The organism is Rhodococcus wratislaviensis, from assembly GCF_041228765.1.
Taxonomy (GTDB): Bacteria; Actinomycetota; Actinomycetes; order Mycobacteriales; family Mycobacteriaceae; genus Rhodococcus_F; species Rhodococcus_F wratislaviensis.
In genome coordinates this window covers 5,614,798-5,632,728 of record NZ_CP150488.1, presented here as the reverse complement: position 1 = coordinate 5,632,728, position 17,931 = coordinate 5,614,798, and the positions used below count along the sequence as shown (strand labels likewise).

16 protein-coding genes and 2 pseudogenes are annotated in these 17,931 nt (G+C 66.1%); 3 read left to right on the top strand and 15 right to left on the bottom strand.

Features of this window, described 5'->3' with window-relative positions; all coding sequences use genetic code 11:
- Positions 1–425 precede the first annotated feature (425 nt).
- From WKC72_RS25980 to WKC72_RS25960, 5 genes and pseudogenes are all read right to left on the bottom strand, one after another.
- Complete coding sequence (locus WKC72_RS25980; protein ID WP_370180185.1) at positions 426–1,682, bottom strand: IS256 family transposase; 1,257 nt, start codon at positions 1,680–1,682, stop codon at positions 426–428.
- Between the two features lie 96 nt (positions 1,683–1,778).
- A complete protein-coding gene (locus WKC72_RS25975) occupies positions 1,779–2,432 on the bottom strand; it encodes an SDR family NAD(P)-dependent oxidoreductase (RefSeq protein ID WP_370184522.1) in 654 nt (217 codons plus the stop codon).
- Positions 2,433–2,516: 84 nt separating this feature from the next.
- Positions 2,517–2,594 (bottom strand): annotated as a pseudogene (locus WKC72_RS25970) (hypothetical protein); the annotation flags it as partial.
- Positions 2,595–2,769: 175 nt separating this feature from the next.
- Positions 2,770–3,177, bottom strand: a complete 408-nt coding sequence (locus tag WKC72_RS25965; protein ID WP_370180183.1) for a VOC family protein — start codon at positions 3,175–3,177, stop codon at positions 2,770–2,772.
- A gap of 14 nt (positions 3,178–3,191) precedes the next feature.
- A complete protein-coding gene (locus WKC72_RS25960; RefSeq protein ID WP_370180181.1) occupies positions 3,192–3,950 on the bottom strand; it encodes an ArsR family transcriptional regulator in 759 nt (252 codons plus the stop codon).
- Positions 3,951–4,149: 199 nt separating this feature from the next.
- Here WKC72_RS25960 and WKC72_RS25955 point away from each other — a divergent pair, with 199 nt between their 5' ends.
- Positions 4,150–4,530 carry a transposase gene (locus tag WKC72_RS25955; RefSeq protein ID WP_370184519.1) on the top strand — a complete coding sequence of 127 codons (381 nt, stop codon included), beginning with the start codon at positions 4,150–4,152 and terminating at the stop codon, positions 4,528–4,530.
- On the opposite strand, the gene WKC72_RS25950 is transcribed toward WKC72_RS25955, so the two are convergent.
- The 4 genes from WKC72_RS25950 to WKC72_RS25935 all read right to left on the bottom strand — a co-directional run bounded on the left by WKC72_RS25950 (position 4,517) and on the right by WKC72_RS25935 (position 7,715).
- Positions 4,517–4,939 carry an alkyl sulfatase C-terminal domain-containing protein gene (locus WKC72_RS25950; protein ID WP_370180179.1) on the bottom strand — a complete coding sequence of 141 codons (423 nt, stop codon included), beginning with the start codon at positions 4,937–4,939 and terminating at the stop codon, positions 4,517–4,519. The genes WKC72_RS25955 and WKC72_RS25950 overlap by 14 nt on opposite strands.
- Before the next feature lie 111 nt (positions 4,940–5,050).
- Complete coding sequence (locus WKC72_RS25945) at positions 5,051–5,827, bottom strand: VOC family protein (RefSeq protein ID WP_370184517.1); 777 nt, start codon at positions 5,825–5,827, stop codon at positions 5,051–5,053.
- Between the two features lie 538 nt (positions 5,828–6,365).
- On the bottom strand, positions 6,366–7,019 hold the full coding sequence (locus WKC72_RS25940; protein ID WP_370180177.1) for a DUF389 domain-containing protein: 654 nt from the start codon (positions 7,017–7,019) through the stop codon (positions 6,366–6,368).
- A 288-nt stretch (positions 7,020–7,307) separates the two neighbouring features.
- Positions 7,308–7,715, bottom strand: coding sequence for a DUF4442 domain-containing protein (locus WKC72_RS25935; protein ID WP_370180175.1), 408 nt, complete (start codon positions 7,713–7,715; stop codon positions 7,308–7,310).
- 941 nt (positions 7,716–8,656) lie between these two features.
- Here WKC72_RS25935 and WKC72_RS25930 point away from each other — a divergent pair.
- Positions 8,657–9,613: a 2Fe-2S iron-sulfur cluster-binding protein gene (locus WKC72_RS25930; RefSeq protein WP_370180173.1), complete on the top strand. Its 957-nt coding sequence runs from the start codon at positions 8,657–8,659 to the stop codon at positions 9,611–9,613.
- 441 nt (positions 9,614–10,054) lie between these two features.
- On the opposite strand, the gene WKC72_RS25925 is transcribed toward WKC72_RS25930, so the two are convergent.
- The 6 genes from WKC72_RS25925 to WKC72_RS25900 form a co-directional block, all read right to left on the bottom strand.
- Positions 10,055–11,290 carry a fatty acid desaturase gene (locus WKC72_RS25925; RefSeq protein ID WP_370180171.1) on the bottom strand — a complete coding sequence of 412 codons (1,236 nt, stop codon included), beginning with the start codon at positions 11,288–11,290 and terminating at the stop codon, positions 10,055–10,057.
- 244 nt (positions 11,291–11,534) lie between these two features.
- Positions 11,535–13,106, bottom strand: a complete 1,572-nt coding sequence (locus tag WKC72_RS25920; protein ID WP_370180169.1) for a bifunctional 3-(3-hydroxy-phenyl)propionate/3-hydroxycinnamic acid hydroxylase — start codon at positions 13,104–13,106, stop codon at positions 11,535–11,537.
- Positions 13,103–13,459, bottom strand: coding sequence for a DoxX family protein (locus tag WKC72_RS25915; protein WP_370180167.1), 357 nt, complete (start codon positions 13,457–13,459; stop codon positions 13,103–13,105). The genes WKC72_RS25920 and WKC72_RS25915 overlap by 4 nt, the downstream gene beginning before the upstream one ends.
- The gene (locus WKC72_RS25910; RefSeq protein ID WP_370180165.1) at positions 13,456–15,345 is read right to left on the bottom strand and encodes an acyl-CoA synthetase; all 1,890 of its coding nucleotides are present in this window, start codon (positions 15,343–15,345) and stop codon (positions 13,456–13,458) included. Before WKC72_RS25910 ends, WKC72_RS25915 begins: the two co-directional genes overlap by 4 nt.
- Positions 15,342–16,280 (bottom strand): fumarylacetoacetate hydrolase family protein, encoded by a 939-nt coding sequence (locus WKC72_RS25905; protein WP_112300657.1) that lies wholly within the window; start codon positions 16,278–16,280, stop codon positions 15,342–15,344. The genes WKC72_RS25910 and WKC72_RS25905 overlap by 4 nt, the downstream gene beginning before the upstream one ends.
- Positions 16,277–17,410 carry a VOC family protein gene (locus WKC72_RS25900; protein WP_370180162.1) on the bottom strand — a complete coding sequence of 378 codons (1,134 nt, stop codon included), beginning with the start codon at positions 17,408–17,410 and terminating at the stop codon, positions 16,277–16,279. Before WKC72_RS25900 ends, WKC72_RS25905 begins: the two co-directional genes overlap by 4 nt.
- A gap of 140 nt (positions 17,411–17,550) precedes the next feature.
- On the opposite strand from WKC72_RS25900, the pseudogene WKC72_RS25895 reads away from it, so the two are divergent.
- Positions 17,551–17,877, top strand: a pseudogene (locus WKC72_RS25895) (TetR/AcrR family transcriptional regulator); the annotation flags it as partial.
- Positions 17,878–17,931 lie beyond the last annotated feature (54 nt).

Below are 17,931 nucleotides of genomic sequence, written 5' to 3'. Positions count from 1 at the left end.
GCGATGGCGAGAATCATCCCGGCCGAGATCACGAAGGGCCGCACTAGCCGAACCGCAGTGTCCACCATTTTGTGATGATGGTTGCGGCGGCGACTACTAGGTCGGAGTCTGTCACCCATTGACTGTTCGATTCGTGTGGAATCATCCGGAGGTTTGTTCCTTTCGTGTGAGGTTTCCGCGGGTGAGTCGGCTGTCGGTTCTAGCGGACGTAGTCGGCGCCGGTGATGTCGATGGTGGTTCCGGTGGCATGCCGGGCACGTCCGGACGCGAGGAAGACGATGGTCTCGGCGACATCGTCGGGTGGGTCACCTCACCGAGTGGTAGAGCGGCCACCGCTTCGTGGGATACGGCGATAGCGTCCCACGGAATGGTGTAGTTCGGATCGGTGAACCATCTGGTTCGTGATCAACGAGTCGTGTTGTAGGTTATGCGGGTTCGAGTTCTGGTGTCAACGATTGTGCCGGTGTCTCGGCGGTTGCGGCGCGTTGTTTGGCAGCGATGACCACTTTGAGTTCGTCCATGCTGACGTCGGAGACGTACCGGCGGGTGACTTGCCACTCGTCGTGCGCTTCGATCACCACCGCCGTCGCCAGACGTAAGAATGCGGCCGGGTTCGGGAAAATTTCGACGACATCGGCTCGTCGTTTGATTTCCTTGTTGAGCCGTTCGATCGGGTTGTTCGACCAGACCTTCTGCCAATGCGCCCTCGGAAACCCTCGAAACGCCAGTACATCCTCCTTCGCTTCGCGCATCATCGACGCCACCTTCGGAAACGACTCAGCCAACGTGTCCGCAACCTGGTCCCATTGCTTGGCAACAGCATCGGGTTCGGTGTGCGCGAAGATCGTCTTGATCGCCGCCATCACCGGCGGCACATGCTTCGACGAGACCACCGATCCCACGTTGCGCATGAAATGAACCCGGCACCGCTGCCAGGAAGCGCCGGTGAACTGCTGGGCTACAGCAGCTTTCAAACCTGCATGCGCATCGGAGATCGCCAAATGCACCCCCGACAATCCCCGTGCCCGCAGGCCGACAAGGAACTCGCGCCAGAAGTCGAACGATTCGCTGTCTCCGACCGCGGTGCCGAGCACTTCCCGGGTGCCGTCGATCGAGACCCCGGTGGCCACCACGAGGGCATGAGAGACCACGTGCGCGCCGATCCGGACCTTGCAGTACGTCGCGTCGAGGAAGATGTACGGAAAGCTCGTGTGGGTCAGCGTGCGCTCCCGGAACCGGGCGATTTCGGTGTCCAACCCGGCACAGATTCGTGACACCTGCGATTTCGAGAGCCCCGACTCGACGCCGAGTGCAGCGACGAGGTCGTCGACGTTGCGGGTGGAGACACCGTGGACGTAGGCCTCCATGATCACCGCGTACAGGGCCTGATCGATGCGCCGCCGGCGTTCGAGCAGGCTGGGGAAGAATGACCCTGATCGCAGCTTGGGGATCTGGACTTCGACGTCCCCGCTGGTGGTCGCGACGGTCTTGGGCCGGGTGCCGTTGCGGTAGTTGGTGCGCTCGGCGGTGCGTTCGTAGCGGCCGGCGCCGAGTACCTGGGTGGCTTCGGCGTCGATCAGCGCCTGCAGGCCGGTGCGGATCAGTTCGGCGAACACGCTCGCGGGATCGGCACCCTTGAGTGCATCGAGCTGGGTGATCAGGGCAGAATGGTCGTGGGTCATCGCGTGGTCCTTTGGTCGAGTCACTGTGGTAGGTAACTCGTTCATCACTACGCGATGGCCCACCCATAACTCGGCCACGACACGCCCGAGCTGCGGCTACGCTGCCTCACCGAATTCCCACCACTCCGCGGGACTTACCCGATACGGCATCATTGGCGAGGTCGGTGCACATCCCGGCGCCACCGCGTCGGCGAGGATGTTTTCGCGGGCGTACCCGCGTGCGATTCCTCGGGTAAGCGCTAGAAGTGCCCCCTTGGCGGCCCCGTAGGCGAGGTGTTCGGCGTCGTGGCCCCGATGGGACGAGCGACTCGCGACGTTGACGATCGAGCCTCCGCCGTGGGCGCGGAAATGGTTGATGGCGTAGCGCGACAGGTCTGTGGGAGCGGTGAGGTTGCGCGACCATCCGGTCTCCCAGGCGGCGTCGTCGTCGATCGGCGACTCGATCCAGGCGCCGGCATTGTTGACCAGCACATCGACCCGTCCGGCCAGGCGGACCGATTCGTCCCACACAGCGCGTGTGTCTGCCGAGTCTGTGAGGTCTCCCTGCACGAGGTGCACGCATGTGCCCAACTCCGCGGCGAGTGTCTTCGTGGCGACGGTGTTCGAGCCGTAGTGCAGGATGACGGTGCCGCCGTCGCGGTGCACGACGCGCGCCGTTGCGGCGCCGATTCCTCGGGACGCTCCGGTGATGAGGACGGTCTGGCCCGCGAGGAAGCCGATGAATCCAACGGATGCTCGGACAGTGGTCACGACACCGCCCGAGCGCCGGTGAGGCCCTTCCGGGCCAGGCCGGCCCTCGAGCATCGGGGTGTGGATCTCCCCGGGGCACACTGCGTTGACGCGAATGCCCCGCGGTGCGTAGTCCCGGGCGAGGTTCTGGGTGAAAGAGACGACCGTGCAGTCGGGCGACATACAGGTGCGCCTGCACATCGAGCGCAACGACCCCACGGGTGATTTCGTGCGCTCTGCGACTGTCGTGTGACATGTGGATCCGTGCAGCCCTCGGGGCGCGCAGCGCATTGAGCGCCTTACCGGCGTGGGCTATCGGGACGTGCAGGTCGCCGTTCGACGTCCGAAAGGGGTCGGTTCACGTGGTCGGTGTGGAGGCGTGCGGACCGGCGGCGGGCTGGAACAGTTCGATCAAATTGCCGGCCGGGTCGGTAATCAAGATCTGGCGACCACCGGGGCCGGCGACCACATCGCTGCGGAATGCGACGCCGGCCTCACGCAGGCGGGCGATCTCGGCGTCGAGGTCGCCGACGATGAGGTGGATGCGGTTTCCGCCTGGCCCGGGGGTGTCGGTGGGGGTGGCGCGAGCGCCCGAGCTGGCCGGTCCGGACAGCAGTAGACGCAAGGGGCCGCGGATCACGTCGGCGAAGGCGGGGGCGGGGTTGGTGTGCACAGTGAAGCCGAGGTGGCGGGTGTAGAAGTCTACGGCTGCGGGCACGTCATCGACGAGGTAACGGACACTGGCATATTCGTCGGGCGTTGTCATCGGACACTCCTCTTTCACGGTTCGGCGGTGAGGATCGGCAACAGGTACCGGATGCGGGTGTCGATCTCGGCGGCAGTGGCCCGGAAGTTCGGGTAGGTGTCCTCGCCGGCGCCGCCTGATGTCGACGGGTCGGGGATACTCCAGTGGATCCAGCGGGTGTCGTCGCCGAAATCCGGGCAGACTTCGCGGGCCTTGTCGCACAAGGTGACTATCGTGTCGAACCGGCGGTCGCCGAGGGTGTCGAGGTGGCGGGGATGCTGACCGGCGATGTCGATGTCGAACTCGTCCCGCAGTACCCGCACCGCAAGCGGATGCATTTCCGGCTTGGGGCGAGTACCAGCGCTGATCGCCTCGACCGACCCACTGGAGTACTTGTGTAGCAGGGCTTCCGCGATCGCGGAGCGGGCACTGTTGCCGCTGCACACGAATAGCACCGCTACCGGTGTTTTCGGGGCGAACAGTGGGGGCGGGGGATCCACGCCGAGGGCCGGGTGTAGTGCGGCGCCGGTACCGGCCAGCATCTGAGTGCAGCGGTCCAAGTCCAGGTGGTAGTAGCTGTCGCGGCCGTCGAAGCTGCTGCGAGTGGGCCTCACCAATCCGCCGTCGCGCAGCAGGCGCAGGTGGTAGGAGATCAGGTTCTGCGACTCACCGACCAGGGCCACCATCTCCCGGACCCGGTAGTCGCTGCCGGACAGCGTCGCCAACAGCTGCCACCGCACCGGATGAGCGGCCAGCTGCACGAACGACGGGACAGGTTGACGGACCGGCACCACGACACCAGGATAACATCAATACATCAAACTGATTTGATGCATTTGGCGGCGGAGTGCGACGGGAGCAGGGTGTCGACGACAACGGTGCCGGGTGCGCCGGATGAGTTGCGTCGGCGGTTCGGGCTCACCGATGCGGTCGTGATCGGCCTCGGCTCAACACAGGAACGCCACCCTTCTCGGGGCCAGCGGCACCAAGCTCCTGAAGATCCCCGACGTCGGGATCGTAACCGCCGCCCGAATCCTCGCCCGCACCGGCGATCCCACCAGGTTCACGAACGAAGCCGCGTTCGCGAACTACAGCGGCACCGCACCCGTCGAAGTCGCCAGCGCCGACAAACAACGCCACCGACTGTCCCGATCCGGCGACCGCACCCTGAACTCGGCCAGCCACATCGTCGCCGTCACCCAAGCCAGAACACCCAGCAGCGACAAATACGCCTACCACCAGAGAAAGATGGCGGAGGGCAAGACCTCACGCGAAGCGATGCGCTGTCTCAAGCGGCAAGTTGCCAAACGGCTGTGGCGGACGATGAGAGAGGATGCGCATTGCAGCTCGCCGGTGCGAGCTAGTCGGGCGTGACGATCGCTAAGTTCTTGTCCCCGGGATCGAGAACGGCGGCCAGTCCCGTGAGGACGGATGCGTCACCGGCGAGCTCGATACCGGCATGCGTAAGTCCCTCGACCGAAAGACCGCCGGGCGCGAGAGCAGGCAGCGCCCGACTCGTCGTGGTCAGCGTCGCATCTGCCGACGTCTTCTGCGGCCGGCTGCTGTAGGTGAGTACACCGTTGGCGAGTTGCAGCCGGTACCGCTCGTCGGTGTCGGTGAGCGCCACGTCGAACGACAGCTTCTCGTCCCATGCCTTCGGCCCGTTGATCTGAATCGCGATGGCATCGAACAGCATGTCCGGGCTCAACTGCCCGATGATGTCGGGCGCGGTGGTCTCGGTCGGGGTGCCGAAGTTGCCCTCACGCAGTTCGGTCCGAGCCAATACCACATCGCTCTCAGGAATCACCCACCGACCGGCACGTCGTTTCCTCGCTCGGACACGACGCAACCAGCGCCCTCACTTCCGAACCGGATAGCTACGTCTCCGAGACCCCTACCCATGAACACCCGGAAGCGGGGAACCTACCGTGAACTTCGCCCCGAACGGATCGGTGACATCCGCGGTCCGCCCGTACGGCATGTCCGTCGGATCGTCGGCGGTGCCCCCGTTGGCCCGGGCGGCGGCAACGGCCGAGTTCGCATCGGCAACCTGGAAGAGGGTGCCCCAGGAGGACTCCGAGGCGGCCGGGTCGCCCACGATGCCACCGATCTCGTGCCCATCCGGTCTGCGTAGAAAGGTGAAGTCCACACCGGGTAGGTCGTCGTTCCCGTCCAGCGTGAAGTCGAACACCGCCGCGTAGAAGTCCCGCGCCGGGCCGGGATTCGGTGTCACCAAGTCGTTGCGCAACAACGTGTTCGGCTCGTTCACGAGCTCGCAGCCGACGTGCGCCCGCCCCTGCCACAGCCCGAATTGCGCACCGGACGGATCCCGCACCATCGCCATCCGACCCTGGTCGGCGATGTCCATGGGCTCCATCAGCAGCGTGCCGCCCGCGTCTGCGGACCGAGCGACCGTCGCCTCGAGATCGTCGGTCGCCAGGTAGACGTTCCACCAGAACTCGGTGGCGTTCTCGTCGGGATTCGGCATCAGCGCGGCGACCTTCTTGCCGCCGAGCAGACACATCGTGTACCGCCCGTACTCCTCGGGACCCACGTCGAACTCCCAGCCGAAGACCGACCGGTAGAAGGTCATCGCCCGGTCGAGGTCGGGAATGCCCAGGTCGATCCAGGTGGGGGTGCCGAGTGGTTGATTCGTCGTGACCGCGCTCATCGCTGCTCCTTCGCTGCCGGGTACCCACTCGACGCTAGCTTGCGGCACCGACATTCGACGGCAGAGCCGCGATCCGCTGTCCGCTCCGCGAACCCACTCTGCAATCGACAGGACGGAGTCCTTGAGATGCAGGCGGCGGCCGAATGCCCGGTAGTCACCTCCCTGAGGCGTCCTTCCGGTCACCTTCTTCCGGTGCGCCACCCCCAGCGTGTGCGCAACTTCGGCATGCTCACGCTGGGCGTCGCCGCTGCCAACGGACACGTCAGACTCCTTGTCGGCGGTCAGTTCGCTCCGGTTGGGCGGACACGGTTTCTCCGGATCGGTGGACACGAGAATTCCGGGTCGGCGGCCACGAAACAAATGATGGACAGTCTGGCGTAAATACCGGGCGGGGTTCCTCGCCCGAGTTGGCTTGGTTTGCCGCGCGAACCAACCGACCGAAGGAACCCCGAGGCCCAAGTGTGCCAGGGACGTGATGGAGATCGTGGAGGCCTGCGACCTGACCCGGTATGTGCATTCGGCGGCGCAGGTGGTGGGTTTAGAGCATGCGGTGTGGGCGGGTGAGGGCCTTGGCGCGGCGCACCGAGATCCGTGACCACACCGCTTGCTGCAGACCGAGCGTGACCCATCCGGCCAGTGCCATCCCGGTCAGGTTCAGCAGTAGCTGCAGGGTGCTACCCCAGATCGCCGAGCCGACTCCGAACGCCGCCCCGAGCGCGATGTTTCCCGCGGCGGGGACGGTGGTGACCGAGATGAACACCCCGGTCAGTCCGCCGGCCTTGGTGGATGTCAGGGAGAGCACGCCGGCAGCCGCGGCGATAACAGCCACGATGAACGACCATTTGTCGGGGGTGTAGATGAAGGCGGTGCCGGGCCGCGGCCCGATCACGTCGTCGAGGGTGATCCATCCCAGCGCCCGCCCCAGCAGTGCCAGGACGGTGGTGATGAGGATGGCGACGGTGAAGCCGATCAGGAGGGTGCGGACGGCGACGGTCAACAGCACGAACCGCCGGCGCACAAGGGCGACGCCGAGGGCGGCGATTGCCCCGAACTCCGGGCCCAGGACCATCGCGCCGATCACCAGGATCTGCGAGTCGACGACGATGGCGATGCCGGCGATCATGGTGGCCAGTGTCATGAAGCTCAGGTAGGTCCAGTTGAGTTCGGTTTCGTCGTAGGAGCGTTGGGCCACGTCGGCCCACACCACGCTGTCGGCGCTGCTGCCGGGGGGTGGCCAGTTCGGCCTCGAAGCCGCTGCGGGAGAGCCAGGTGCGGACCGGTTCGATCTCGATGCTGCCCAGGCGGTGCAACCCGATGCCGCGGAGCCGGTCGATGACGTCGTTCGCGGCCTCTCGGGCGACGTCGGCGAGGATGACGTCGCCCGGTGGGCGGAGCGAGGCTCCTTTCATCCGGGCGAGCCCGCTCACGGCGGGATCGTGTTCGAGGATGTCGACTACGTCGTCGGCCAGTGTGGTCGGTGTCAGGATCCGCAGGTGCAACATGCAGACAGTGTGCCGCGCCCGGGCGGTGCGGGCGGGTGCGTTCGCGCTGCATCCGTGTAGTCGAAGGTGAACTTCGCGACCACCACGTCGGCGTCGTCGAGCAGCAGTGCCTTGCCGGACAGTTCGAACCGCTCATCGTGGTCGGCGGCCAAGATCGTGCGCAACTCGCGTTCGTCGACTGTCGCGACCGCGCGGATCCGACCCAGCGCCGGCTTGCGGTACGAGGCGTCCGCGCCGCGTAACACCAACCGCGCGATGGTATCGAGGCGTGCGGCGGCCGCGCCCACGAACGCGGCGGCACCGGCGATGTCGGCCGCGGTGAACAGTGCCCCCGCATGCACGGTGCCCATGTGGTTGGTCACGTCCGGGGTTACGGGAATCTCCACCGACCGCGCGATCCGGTCCGATCTCGGTGATGGCGGTGCCGGCTGTGGTGCCGAACGGCACCATGCCGTCCGACACCGCGCGCAGGTGCTCGTAGTCGACGGCGGTGGGGTCCTGGGTGCCGTACACGGCGGCGAAGCCGGTACGAGCCCGATCATCGGTGTGAGTGCTCACGGGAAAACTCCTCATGTCGTAGTGGGGTAGATGTCGTGGTCAACGGACCGAGCGCAGGATGCGTCGGGCGATCGACCAGCGCAGGACCTCGGACGGTCCCTCGTAGATGCGGAAGGCGCGGGCCTCGACCAGGAATGGACGCGCTGCCGCGCCTCCTGCCGGACGACCTCGGCCTGGGCCGCCCGGGCCTGGAGTCGCGCTGCCACGAGGCCTTGGCGCGGTTGGACTGGAACTCCCACCCGAACTGGCGGACGCACGTGGAACGGGCCGGTTTCGTGGACGTCGAGGAGCGCAGCGTCACCAGCGAGGCAACCCCGGCCCCGCCGAGCACCGGACGCTACGCACAGACCTTCCTGCGCCGCCCCGCCGTAACGCACATCCGACAGCGGACCGAACACCCCGGCATCCGTGGCCTTCTTCTGCAGGTCCAGGCGCGGCGCGTCGTCGACGACGCGCCCGTGGGCCACGACTTCGTACTCCACCGGGATGACGGTGTCGCGAATGAAGTCCGAGGTTCTTGCGACCAGTGGTTCGAGTGCAGTCATGAATCGGTGTCACTTCCATGTCGTTGCGGCTATTCCGGTCCTCGACGGCCAGTCTCACGCGGGGCGCTTCCCCCGCGGAGCCGCGATAGGGAACGCCGATCGCCCGAGTCGATTTCACGTCCACACCGAGCGGACGGTCCACCCGTGGGCGAGGCTGGACGGAGAGAAGATCGGAACCGACTCGTCCGCGCCCGGCGGATCCTCCTCCCCAGAAGGAGTCCACATTGCTTTCGGCCGACGGCACCTTTCCGGTCATTGTCGTTGCACAGCAGCAGGAAATCTCGGAGGTCGTCTCCCTCGAACTCGCGTTGCCCGATGGCAGCGAGCTGCCCACCTGGACACCGGGCGCGCACATCGACATTGCGGTCGGCGCCGCCGGTGTCCGCCAGTACTCGCTCTGCGGCGACCCGCAGGACCGGCACCGGTGGCGAATCGGTGTGCTCCTCGAACGTGACGGGCGTGGGGGATCCCGTTACCTGCATCGGGAGTCTGCGCCAGATAACACCCTGACGGTGTCATTGCCGCGCAACAATTTTGCACTCGAACCAAGCCGAAACTACATCTTCGTTGCCGGGGGGATCGGCATTACACCGATCCTTCCGATGATCGCCGCCGCGCACGCGAAAGGCGCGACCTGGACCCTGCACTACGGCGGCCGAACCCGCCCGTCGATGGCCTACCTCGACGAGATCTCGGAGTACGGCTCCGGGGTACGCGTGCTACCCCAGGACGAGTGCGGTCTGCGCCCGCTCGACGACATTCTCGCGGGCAGCGGTCCTGATGCCCAGGTGTACTGCTGCGGACCAGAACCCCTACTCGCCGCGATCGAGTCCGCCATCGAGCCCGTTGATTCGCAGCGGCTGCACGTCGAGCGGTTCCGGCCGCGTTCGGTGGACGAGGCGCTCGGGCCCGACCGCGACTTCACCGTCAAGATCGCGAGTACCGGTACCACCATCCGAGTCGGAGAGGATCAGTCGATCGTCGACGCGCTCGAGGACGCCGGGATCATGGTCGAGACGTCGTGCCGGGAAGGCACCTGCGCGAGCTGTGAGACTCCAGTGCTGGAAGGCGAAATCTGCCATCGCGACTCCGTCCTCACAGCCCATGAACGCGAACAGAGCGCATCCATCATGCTCTGCGTGTCACGCGCCCGCACGGACCTACTGGTGCTCGACCTGTAGATGCGCCGCCTCACGTCGGGCGCATCGAGAACCTCGGACCGAACCGCGGAACCGGCTGATGTCCCCGCCACCCTGCAGTCCGTACCCGCCGCCGGTCGCGCGCCGGTGACCAACCCACGCGAGCGCACAGGTGTGAGACAGAAAGCTTTGCGCCGACCGAGACGATGCGGGAAGCGACACCGAGCTACGGTAGCTCGAGCGCACCTGCTCCCGTCGAGTTCGCCAACCGAGCAATTCCGGCCTCCAGGGCAAGCCTGAGCGCGTAGTGGGTGTCGTTTCGGGTGCGGCGGCGGACCTTCATGCGGTGTTGGGTGGGGGTGGGTATGACGAGGAGGGGCAGGAAAGGCGAGTGGGCGGCGGGTCGGGCGCACCTGCCTTTCCGGGCCCCTCCTCAGCTCGCGGGGATGTCGCGGACCGGATCAACGGGGAAATGGTTGCTGGTCAGCGCATTCCGAGGATTCGGCGGACGGGACCGCGTTTGCGCTTCTTCTCGATCGTCGTGGCGAGTCCGATACGTCGACCGGTGACTGGATCGGTCGCGGGGGCACCGCCGAACCCGGCTTCGGACGCGGTTTCGGGTGCTGCGTCGCGGGTGTCGGTGAGGTACTTGTCGGGAAGCGAGAGCTTCGCGATGGTGCGCCACGACTTCCAGTACTGCACCGCGAGTGGGCCGGTCGTGTACGGCAGGTCGTACTTGTCGCACAGCTGCTTCACGCGGATCGAGATCTCGTGGTAGCGGTTGGAGGGCAGGTCCGGGAAGAGGTGGTGCTCGATCTGATAGCTCAGGTTGCCGGTCATGAAGTCCATGACGGGGCCGCCGGAGATGTTCGCGGAGCCGAGCATCTGCCGCAGGTACCACTGGGCGTGCGTCTCGTTGTCGACGTCGGTCTTGGTGAATTTCTCGGCGCCGTCCGGGAAGTGCCCGCAGAAGATTACGGCGTTGGTCCACAGGTTGCGGACGAGGTTGGCGGTCGCGTTCGCCTTTACCGTGGACTTCCATGCCTTGCCGGTCAGCGCCGGGTACACGACATAGTCCTTGAGGGTCTGCCTGCCGAGCTTGGCGAGCACTTCCTTGCCGCGCATCTTGGTGAGTTCACGGTCGTCCCGGCCCCGGGTCACTTTGCCCAGCTCGAGCAATTGGATGGCGAGGCCGTACTGGAACAGCGCCGCGAGTATCGCGTTGTAGGCGAGGTTGCCGAGGTAGAACGGCTTCCAGCGCTGGTCACGGGTGACGCGGAGCAGGCCGAAGCCCACATCGTCGTCCATGCCGAGGACGTTGGTGTATTTGTGGTGCGCGTAGTTGTGGGTGAGCTTCCAGTGCGCCGACGGATCGGCGTTGTCCCATTCCCAGTTCACGGAGTGCACCTCGGGATCGTTCATCCAGTCCCATTGCCCGTGCATCACGTTGTGCCCGAGCTCCATGTTCTCGATGATCTTCGACAACGAGAGCATCCCGGTGCCCAGCACCCACAGCGAGCGCCTGCGGGAGCCGAAGAGCACGGCGCGGCCGCCGAGTTCCAGGCCGCGTTGCAGCCGGATGGTGTTGCGGAGGTACCGGGCGTCGCGTGCACCACGCGATTCCTCGATGTCCCGCCGGATCGCATCCAGGTCGCGGCCGATGGCCTCGACGTCGGCATCCGTGAGGTGCGCGTATTCCTTGATGTCCGATATCGCCATGCGCCTACGGTACCGTAAGTTACGGAACCGTAGGTTACGGGCCAGTATTTTATGATGAGAATCACTTTGACTGGTACGCACCGTTTTTCGCTGTCGAAAGGCGGACAGGGCGAGCAATTACCGCGCTCTGGGGCCGCGGCGATAAGACCGTCCGCACCGTCCAGCAGGACAGTGCGGACGGTGTATCGCCGCGGGCCCGGTCGAACGCGAGGGTCACATCTCGGGCCGGTACGTCAGAGCATCGTCATGCGTGCGCAGTGGAGACTCCGGGGTGGTTCACTGGATGCGGACGTTGGCACATGGTCGGTGTGAAGCGGGGGAGGATTGTGCAGAGGGCGGGCAGGTCGTTGCCGCTACTGAGGACGGTGCCGTCGGGCCGGATGATGGCGGCGCGGGCGCGGCCGCGGCGTAGCCAGTGGTGCAGATCGGTGCCGGGTCGAGCTAGCAGGACTGTGCCGCCGCGTTGTTCGATGTCGGTGCGTTGTGTCGGGGTCGGGGGGATGGAGGTGACGACCGCGAATCGGCCGGCTACGACCTCGGCGAATCGGCGACCTTGGTCGAGGTCCGGATTAGGGATCAGGCGGCCCGCTCGGCTTCTGCGTAGTCGAGGTCGTTCTATCAGAGTGGAGCGGTGGAGGGCCGGGGTTTCGCCGTCCATGATCTTGTCGCTCAGGCCCGGCATACGGTGCAGCAGTGGTACGACGATGCGACGGATGAGGTTGCCGAGTTCGCCTCCTTCGGTCATGGCCATTCCGACGAGCTTGGCGCGCCGGATCAGTGCGAGCGCGTGGGGTTTGCGTTCGATCTCGTAGGTGTCGAGTGCGCTGTCGGGCAGATCCCCGGTGAGGACGCCGGCAAGTTTCCAGGCGAGGTTCATCGCGTCGCGGATCCCTGCCCCCATCCCTTGTCCGATGAACGGTGGTGTGAGATGGGCGGCGTCGCCGAGTAGGAACACGCGCCGGTCGCGCCATCGGTCCGCGATTTGGGCTTTGAAGGTGTACTCGGCCACGCGGACGAGCTTCAGGTCGTCGACCGGTGTGTTCCGCGTCCACGGCGAGATGAGGGGTTGCAGTCGAGCAATGTCGCGATAGTCGTCGGCGGTCTCGCCGGGTGTGAGCCGGAACTCCCAGCGGTAGCGAGTGTTTCCGATCCGCATGTATGTTGCCGCGCGCACGGGGTCGCACACCTGGTGGGCGCCCTCCCACGCGCTGAGGTCGGCGGTGGTCGCGACGTCGACAACCAGCCAGCGTTGGTCGAACTTCAGGTTCCGCATCGTTGCCTGAATTTGGTTTCTGACCAGGCTGTTGGCGCCGTCACAGCCGAGGACGTACCCGGCCCGCACCGATTCCTGCATACCGGTGTTTCGGTCGGTGAAGTCGACGCGAACGCTGCCGGTCGTGTCGTCGGCCAGCCCGGTGACCTCGACGTTGCCGCGGAGGGAGGCCTTCGGGTGCCGTGTCAGGTTGGCGCGCAGGATCTCCTCGAACTGCGGCTGGTCGAACATGTTGGCCTCGGGGTAGCCGTGGACGCCCGGACCGGGGTCTCGGTGGAACTCGGTGAGAACGCGCATGTTCCGGTCGACAAGCCGCAACCCGAGGCAGGGCCGGGAGATCACCGCGAATTCCTCGGCGATCCCGAGGTGCGCCACGATCCGGTGGATCTCACCGTCGAGATGGACCGCCCGTGGCTGCGCGTAGACGCCCTCCCAGCGCTCGAGTAGCAGGCACTCGATACCGTACTGAGCCAGCAGCGTGGCGGCGGTCAGTCCGGTGGGTCCGGCACCGACGATGACGACTGGGACGACCCGTTCACTCATCGGATCGATCCGAACAGGACTACGAGGTAGGCCCCGATGGCTACGCCGACGACGATGGCAGGCGCCATCTCACGCAGTCCGTCACCGTTGCGTAGGTGTGTGACGACGGCACCCACCATCAGGAGTAGCAGCCCGATGGCGGCTGCGGCGCCGAGCGCCGGCACGAGTCCTCCGATCAGGAGACCGACGGCACCGGCGACCTCGAGCGCACCGATGCCCCGATACGTGCTGACGGGCATACCGGCGTGGGCTGCTCGTTCCCGCATCGGCGTGGTTGCCGCTATTTTGCCGACGCCGAGCAGGAGGTAGAAGACTGCGAGGCAGAGTGCCAGAACTAGTGATGCGGTGGTCATGTGCGCACCGTGACCTTCCAATTGATCGCATATCGGTCCAGGATCGCCTTGACCGTCGGTTCGCCGGCAGGTCCGTCGATCTCGACGGTGGCAAGGATCGAACTGTCCTCGACGGACGCCTGGATGCTGTCGATGCCTGCGACGGTGGCGAGGGCATGCTCGAGTTCGCGCCGTGTCGCGTCGGCGCGCAGTGCGAGCTTGTAGAGCTTGCCTACCGCCGTGACGGGCAACGCGGGGAGGATGGTGACCGCCTTGGGTGCCGCGGCCCGTTCGGGGACGCGCTCGCTAGCCCAGGCTTGCAGCTCGCGCGCGGTGATGTCGGCGTCTGCGACAACGGTGACGTAGGCAACGGGCACTTCGCCGGCGTGGGCATCTGGGCGTCCCACCGCGCTGACCGCGGTGACCTGCGGATGGTCCAGAAGGACGTCTTCGACGACCGCTGGATCGATGTTGTGCCCGCCCCGGATGATGACGTCCTTCGCGCGTCCGACCAGGTAGATGAAACCGTCGCTGTCGATGCGCGCCAGGTCGCCGGTGTCGAGCCAACCGTCGACCAGTCTGCCCATGCCGTCGAGAACGGGTCCGTATTCGTCGTGGCCGGCGACATAGCCGGCGAACACCGTCGGACCGCTGATTGCCAGCACTCCGGTGGCTCCGGTGGGCAGGTCGTCCCAGGTGCCGTCGTCACGGACGCGTACCACCTTGACCTGCTGATAGGGCATCCGTACCCCGACCGAGCCAGGTCGTGGCGCGTCGGGAAAGCTGCGTGCACTCGCGCAGGTTGCCTCCGTCAGTCCGTAACCTTCGAGGAGGGGCACACTCGTGTGGTCCTGGAACTTTTCGATGAGCGCGGTCGGTAGAGGCGACGCCCCCACCATGGCGAATCGCAGACTACTGATGTCGGCGTCGACCGGGCGCTGCGCGAGGGCCGCGTACACGGTGGGCACCGCGCTCATCGACGCGATGCGGTAGTGCGCGACGATCTTCCAGAATTGGCTGGACAGTATCGGGTCGCGATAGCCGAGCGGGCCGGCCCACACCACGCCCTGGCCCTTGAACAGCGGCGCCAGCAGCGTGACCATCAAGGCGTTGACATGAAACAGCGGCAGGGCGGCGAAAACGACGGAGTCCGAGTCCCACGACGAGTTCGCGGCCAGCATCCAGGCATCGGCGACCTCGTTGTCGTGGGTGTGGGCGGCCAGCTTCGGAACACCGGTGGTACCACCGGTGTGAAACAGTGCGGCCACGTCGAACCCGCGGGGTGGATCACCGATGAAGTCGGAGGAATCGATGTCGGCCGACATCGCACTGAGGTAGCCGATCCGCACTCCGTCGACCTCGGGCAGGTCCGCAGGCGCGCCGGCGGCGCCGGTGGGCCGCAAGACCAGCACGGCGTCCACTTTCCCGCTCACGGCAATCTGGTGCGCGGCCTCCCATGTCTCGGGCGCGAGTTCGGGTCCGGCCGCGACGAGTACCCGGGCACCTGAGCGGCGCAACAATTCAGCGATGTGCTGCGGCGACTGCGCGGCGTTGATGGGAGCGGCGATGCCGGCAAGCTGTGCGGCGAGAGTCGCGGGGATCAAGTCGGCGCAGTTCGGCGCCATCAGGGCGACGGCGTCGTGGCGCCGCACGCCCAGATGATGGAGCAGGTTCGCGTAACGGTGAACATCGTCGAGTAGTTCGGAGAAACTGCGCTGCAATGGCTGCCGCCACCGTGCACCGTCCGGGAGGATGGTGAGCGCGAGGCGATCCGGCCACATGCGGGCCGCTCGGGTGAGTAACGCATAGGTGGATTCCGGAAGCCCCCGATCGCGCAGCGGCACGGCCTCGATCGTCGTCAGATCGGTGGGAACCGCGTAACGCGGCCACAGCAGGTCGGTGGTCATCGCGCGTACCTCACCACCGTGCGCTGGCGCCCCAAGTCGATGGTCCCGTCGTCGGTGGCGACAGTGGCTTCGATGAGGTCGCCGTCCTGCAGGTAGTTCGAATTCTTGGCCTGGCCCGCGAAGAAGAGCTTCCATTTGACTGCGGGCGGTAGCAGGGAGGAGAGGATTGCGATCGGCTTCGGTGGGGCGCTCAGTGCCGTCCCGACCGGCGTTCCGGTCAGCAGCAAGTCCCCGGCATCGAGGCGTTGAAACCGGGTCAGCGCCTGCAGAGTCTCGGTCGGCTGGTAGATCATGTCGGCAACGGTCATGTTCTGGCGCGGTTCACCGTTGACCCAGAGCCGCAGGCGCAGGTCGGTGAACCGCTTCAGCTCGTCGCCGTCGAGCAGTACGAGGGCGGGGCCGACCGGGGTGAATGTCGGGTATGACTTGGCCTCGTAGAACTGCGTTTTGGGAAGCTGGATGTCGCGCGCGGAGATGTCGTTGGTGACAACCAGGCCGGCAACGTGATCGGCGAGAGTGTCTGCGGTGATCGCTGTCCCGACCGGGATGTCGCGGGCGAGGACGAGCCCGATCTCCACCTCGTAGTCCAGTAGTTGGACGTGGGCAGGACGGATCACGTCGTCGTTGGGGCCGCTGATCGAACCGGATGCCTTTCGAAAGAAGGTCAACGGAATGGTGGCGGGGTTCATCCCGGCGTCCTCGACGTGCGAGGCGAAGTTCGTCATCTGTGCGACCACCCGGCAGGGGGCGGTGACCGGGGAGAGCAACGAGAGAGTCTCGACGTTCACGGTGCCCTTGTTGAACGCGGCTGCCTCGACGGCCGGTCGGTCGGCCAGCAGTTGGGCGGTGGTGGTGGCCGCGGTGTCTACCCGTGCGGCACCCGTGGGTGTGACGACCCACCAGGCATCGGCGGTGCGGAGGACGGAGATGGTCATGAGCTGGCAACTTTCAGAAGGCCGCGGAGGCGGTGGAGGTCGAATTCGTTGTCGGCGCGCAGCGCGTGGACAATGGCGCGCAATTCCTGGAGTGATTCCCGACCGGGGTTCAATCCGAGGAAGTCTTTGGTGGCGGGCGGCCCCCACTGGGACAGTCCGGACGCGGTCATCGGTGCCCAGCCTGCTTCGAGCGTGCTGTCGAAAAGATCGCCGTCGCTGAAGTGCTCGACCATGAATCCGTCAGGGTCGCGCCAGTAGTCGAAGATTTGGCTGCCCTGGATGTGCCGGCCGATGCCCCAGGACCGGCGGTAGCCCCGGTCGAGCAGGTATTCGCCTCCTGCAGCGAGGCAGTCGAGGTCGGCGACCTGATATGCCGAATGCACATAGCGGTTGGCCGGGCCGAGGACCATCGCGAGCGTGTGATGGTCGGTGGGCGTGGCGCCACGGTCGCAGCGGATGAAGCTCATGATCGGGCCCCGGGCCCGTTGACCGGGGTAGTAGAGGAAGTCGCTGACGATCAGTCCGAGGTGCTCGAGGTACCAGTTGAGTGTTTCGAGGTACGTCGTCGTCTGGAGCACGACGTGACCGAGCCGTTGCACGGTGGCCGGCGCGCGGGGCGGCCGCTGAGGAGCGTTCACCCGCCCGCGGTCGTGGCCGAAATTCAGTGGGAGCGGGGTCTGGTCGGACAGCGCCGGCAACTCGAACATGTCGGACACGACGCGGACTCGCAATGCGCTGGGATCCAGAAGATCGACCGTGATCCCGCCCAGACTCTCGGGGAGGGGCACGACCGCACCGCCGACCGCGTCCGCCAGTCGCAGCACGTCGGTCGAGTCGGCAGCCCGGAAGGCGGGACCGACGAACCGCGACCGCGGGCCTCGGCGGATGAGCACGCACGGCGAGCCGGGGTCTGTACCACGCAACTGCAGTTCGTGTGCGGTGCGGAGCGCCGTCGTGAAACCGAAGGCATGGGCGAACGCCTCCGCCCGCTCGAGGTCGGGCTTCTCGAACTCCAGCCACGCGAGGTCATGCACCTTGATGATCGGCTCGGCGGCCCGCCCCCGGTGTTCGCCCGCCAGGGCGCCCGGCTCACTGTGCAGACCGGTATGCGGGTCATGGTGGACACTCATTGACCACTCCCTTCAGGTAATGACGATATCGTCACTTACGACCATATCGTCAGTCAAGAGTAGTTGAGGAATTCGTCAATATTGATGACGAGCGGTAGGGTAGGGCCAGCTCAGACGAGTAGGAGATGGGCACGCACGCCATGACCGAGCAGATCACCGATGTACCGAACAGCCTGAGCTGGCGTAAGGCGCGTACCCGCGCCGCGCTCGTACGCGCAGCCCAGTCATCCATGGCGGCAGGGAAACCGACCTCCCCGATACTCGAGATCATCCAGGCTGCAGATGTCGGAATGGGGTCGTTCTACAACCACTTTCAGACCACGGAGGAGCTCTCCCTCGCGGCCGTGGAGGAGGCCCTCGACCGCCACGGCGCGACGCTCGACGAACTGCCCATCGGCAGGGAGCACGCCGCCGAGGTCTTCGCGCAGAGTTTGCATCTGACCGGACGCCCGCATCGTAGGAGCCCCGGGCCCGGCAACGCTGTTCACCCACGGGCTGACACGTCGTCGGCGGGATGCTGA

Bases quoted from the DNA above. Each gene is read 5' to 3' on its own strand.
- WKC72_RS25910 (WP_370180165.1), bottom strand. From the start codon at position 15,345: ATGACCACCGACCTGCTGTGGCCGCGTTACGCGGTTCCCACCGATCTG.
- WKC72_RS25980 (WP_370180185.1), bottom strand. From the start codon at position 1,682: ATGACCCACGACCATTCTGCCCTGATCACCCAGCTCGATGCACTCAAG.
- WKC72_RS25900 (WP_370180162.1), bottom strand. From the start codon at position 17,410: ATGAGTGTCCACCATGACCCGCATACCGGTCTGCACAGTGAGCCGGGC.
- WKC72_RS25945 (WP_370184517.1), bottom strand. From the start codon at position 5,827: ATGAGCGCGGTCACGACGAATCAACCACTCGGCACCCCCACCTGGATC.
- WKC72_RS25920 (WP_370180169.1), bottom strand. From the start codon at position 13,106: ATGAGTGAACGGGTCGTCCCAGTCGTCATCGTCGGTGCCGGACCCACC.
- WKC72_RS25905 (WP_112300657.1), bottom strand. From the start codon at position 16,280: ATGACCATCTCCGTCCTCCGCACCGCCGATGCCTGGTGGGTCGTCACA.
- WKC72_RS25915 (WP_370180167.1), bottom strand. From the start codon at position 13,459: ATGACCACCGCATCACTAGTTCTGGCACTCTGCCTCGCAGTCTTCTAC.
- WKC72_RS25965 (WP_370180183.1), bottom strand. From the start codon at position 3,177: ATGACAACGCCCGACGAATATGCCAGTGTCCGTTACCTCGTCGATGAC.
- WKC72_RS25925 (WP_370180171.1), bottom strand. From the start codon at position 11,290: ATGGCGATATCGGACATCAAGGAATACGCGCACCTCACGGATGCCGAC.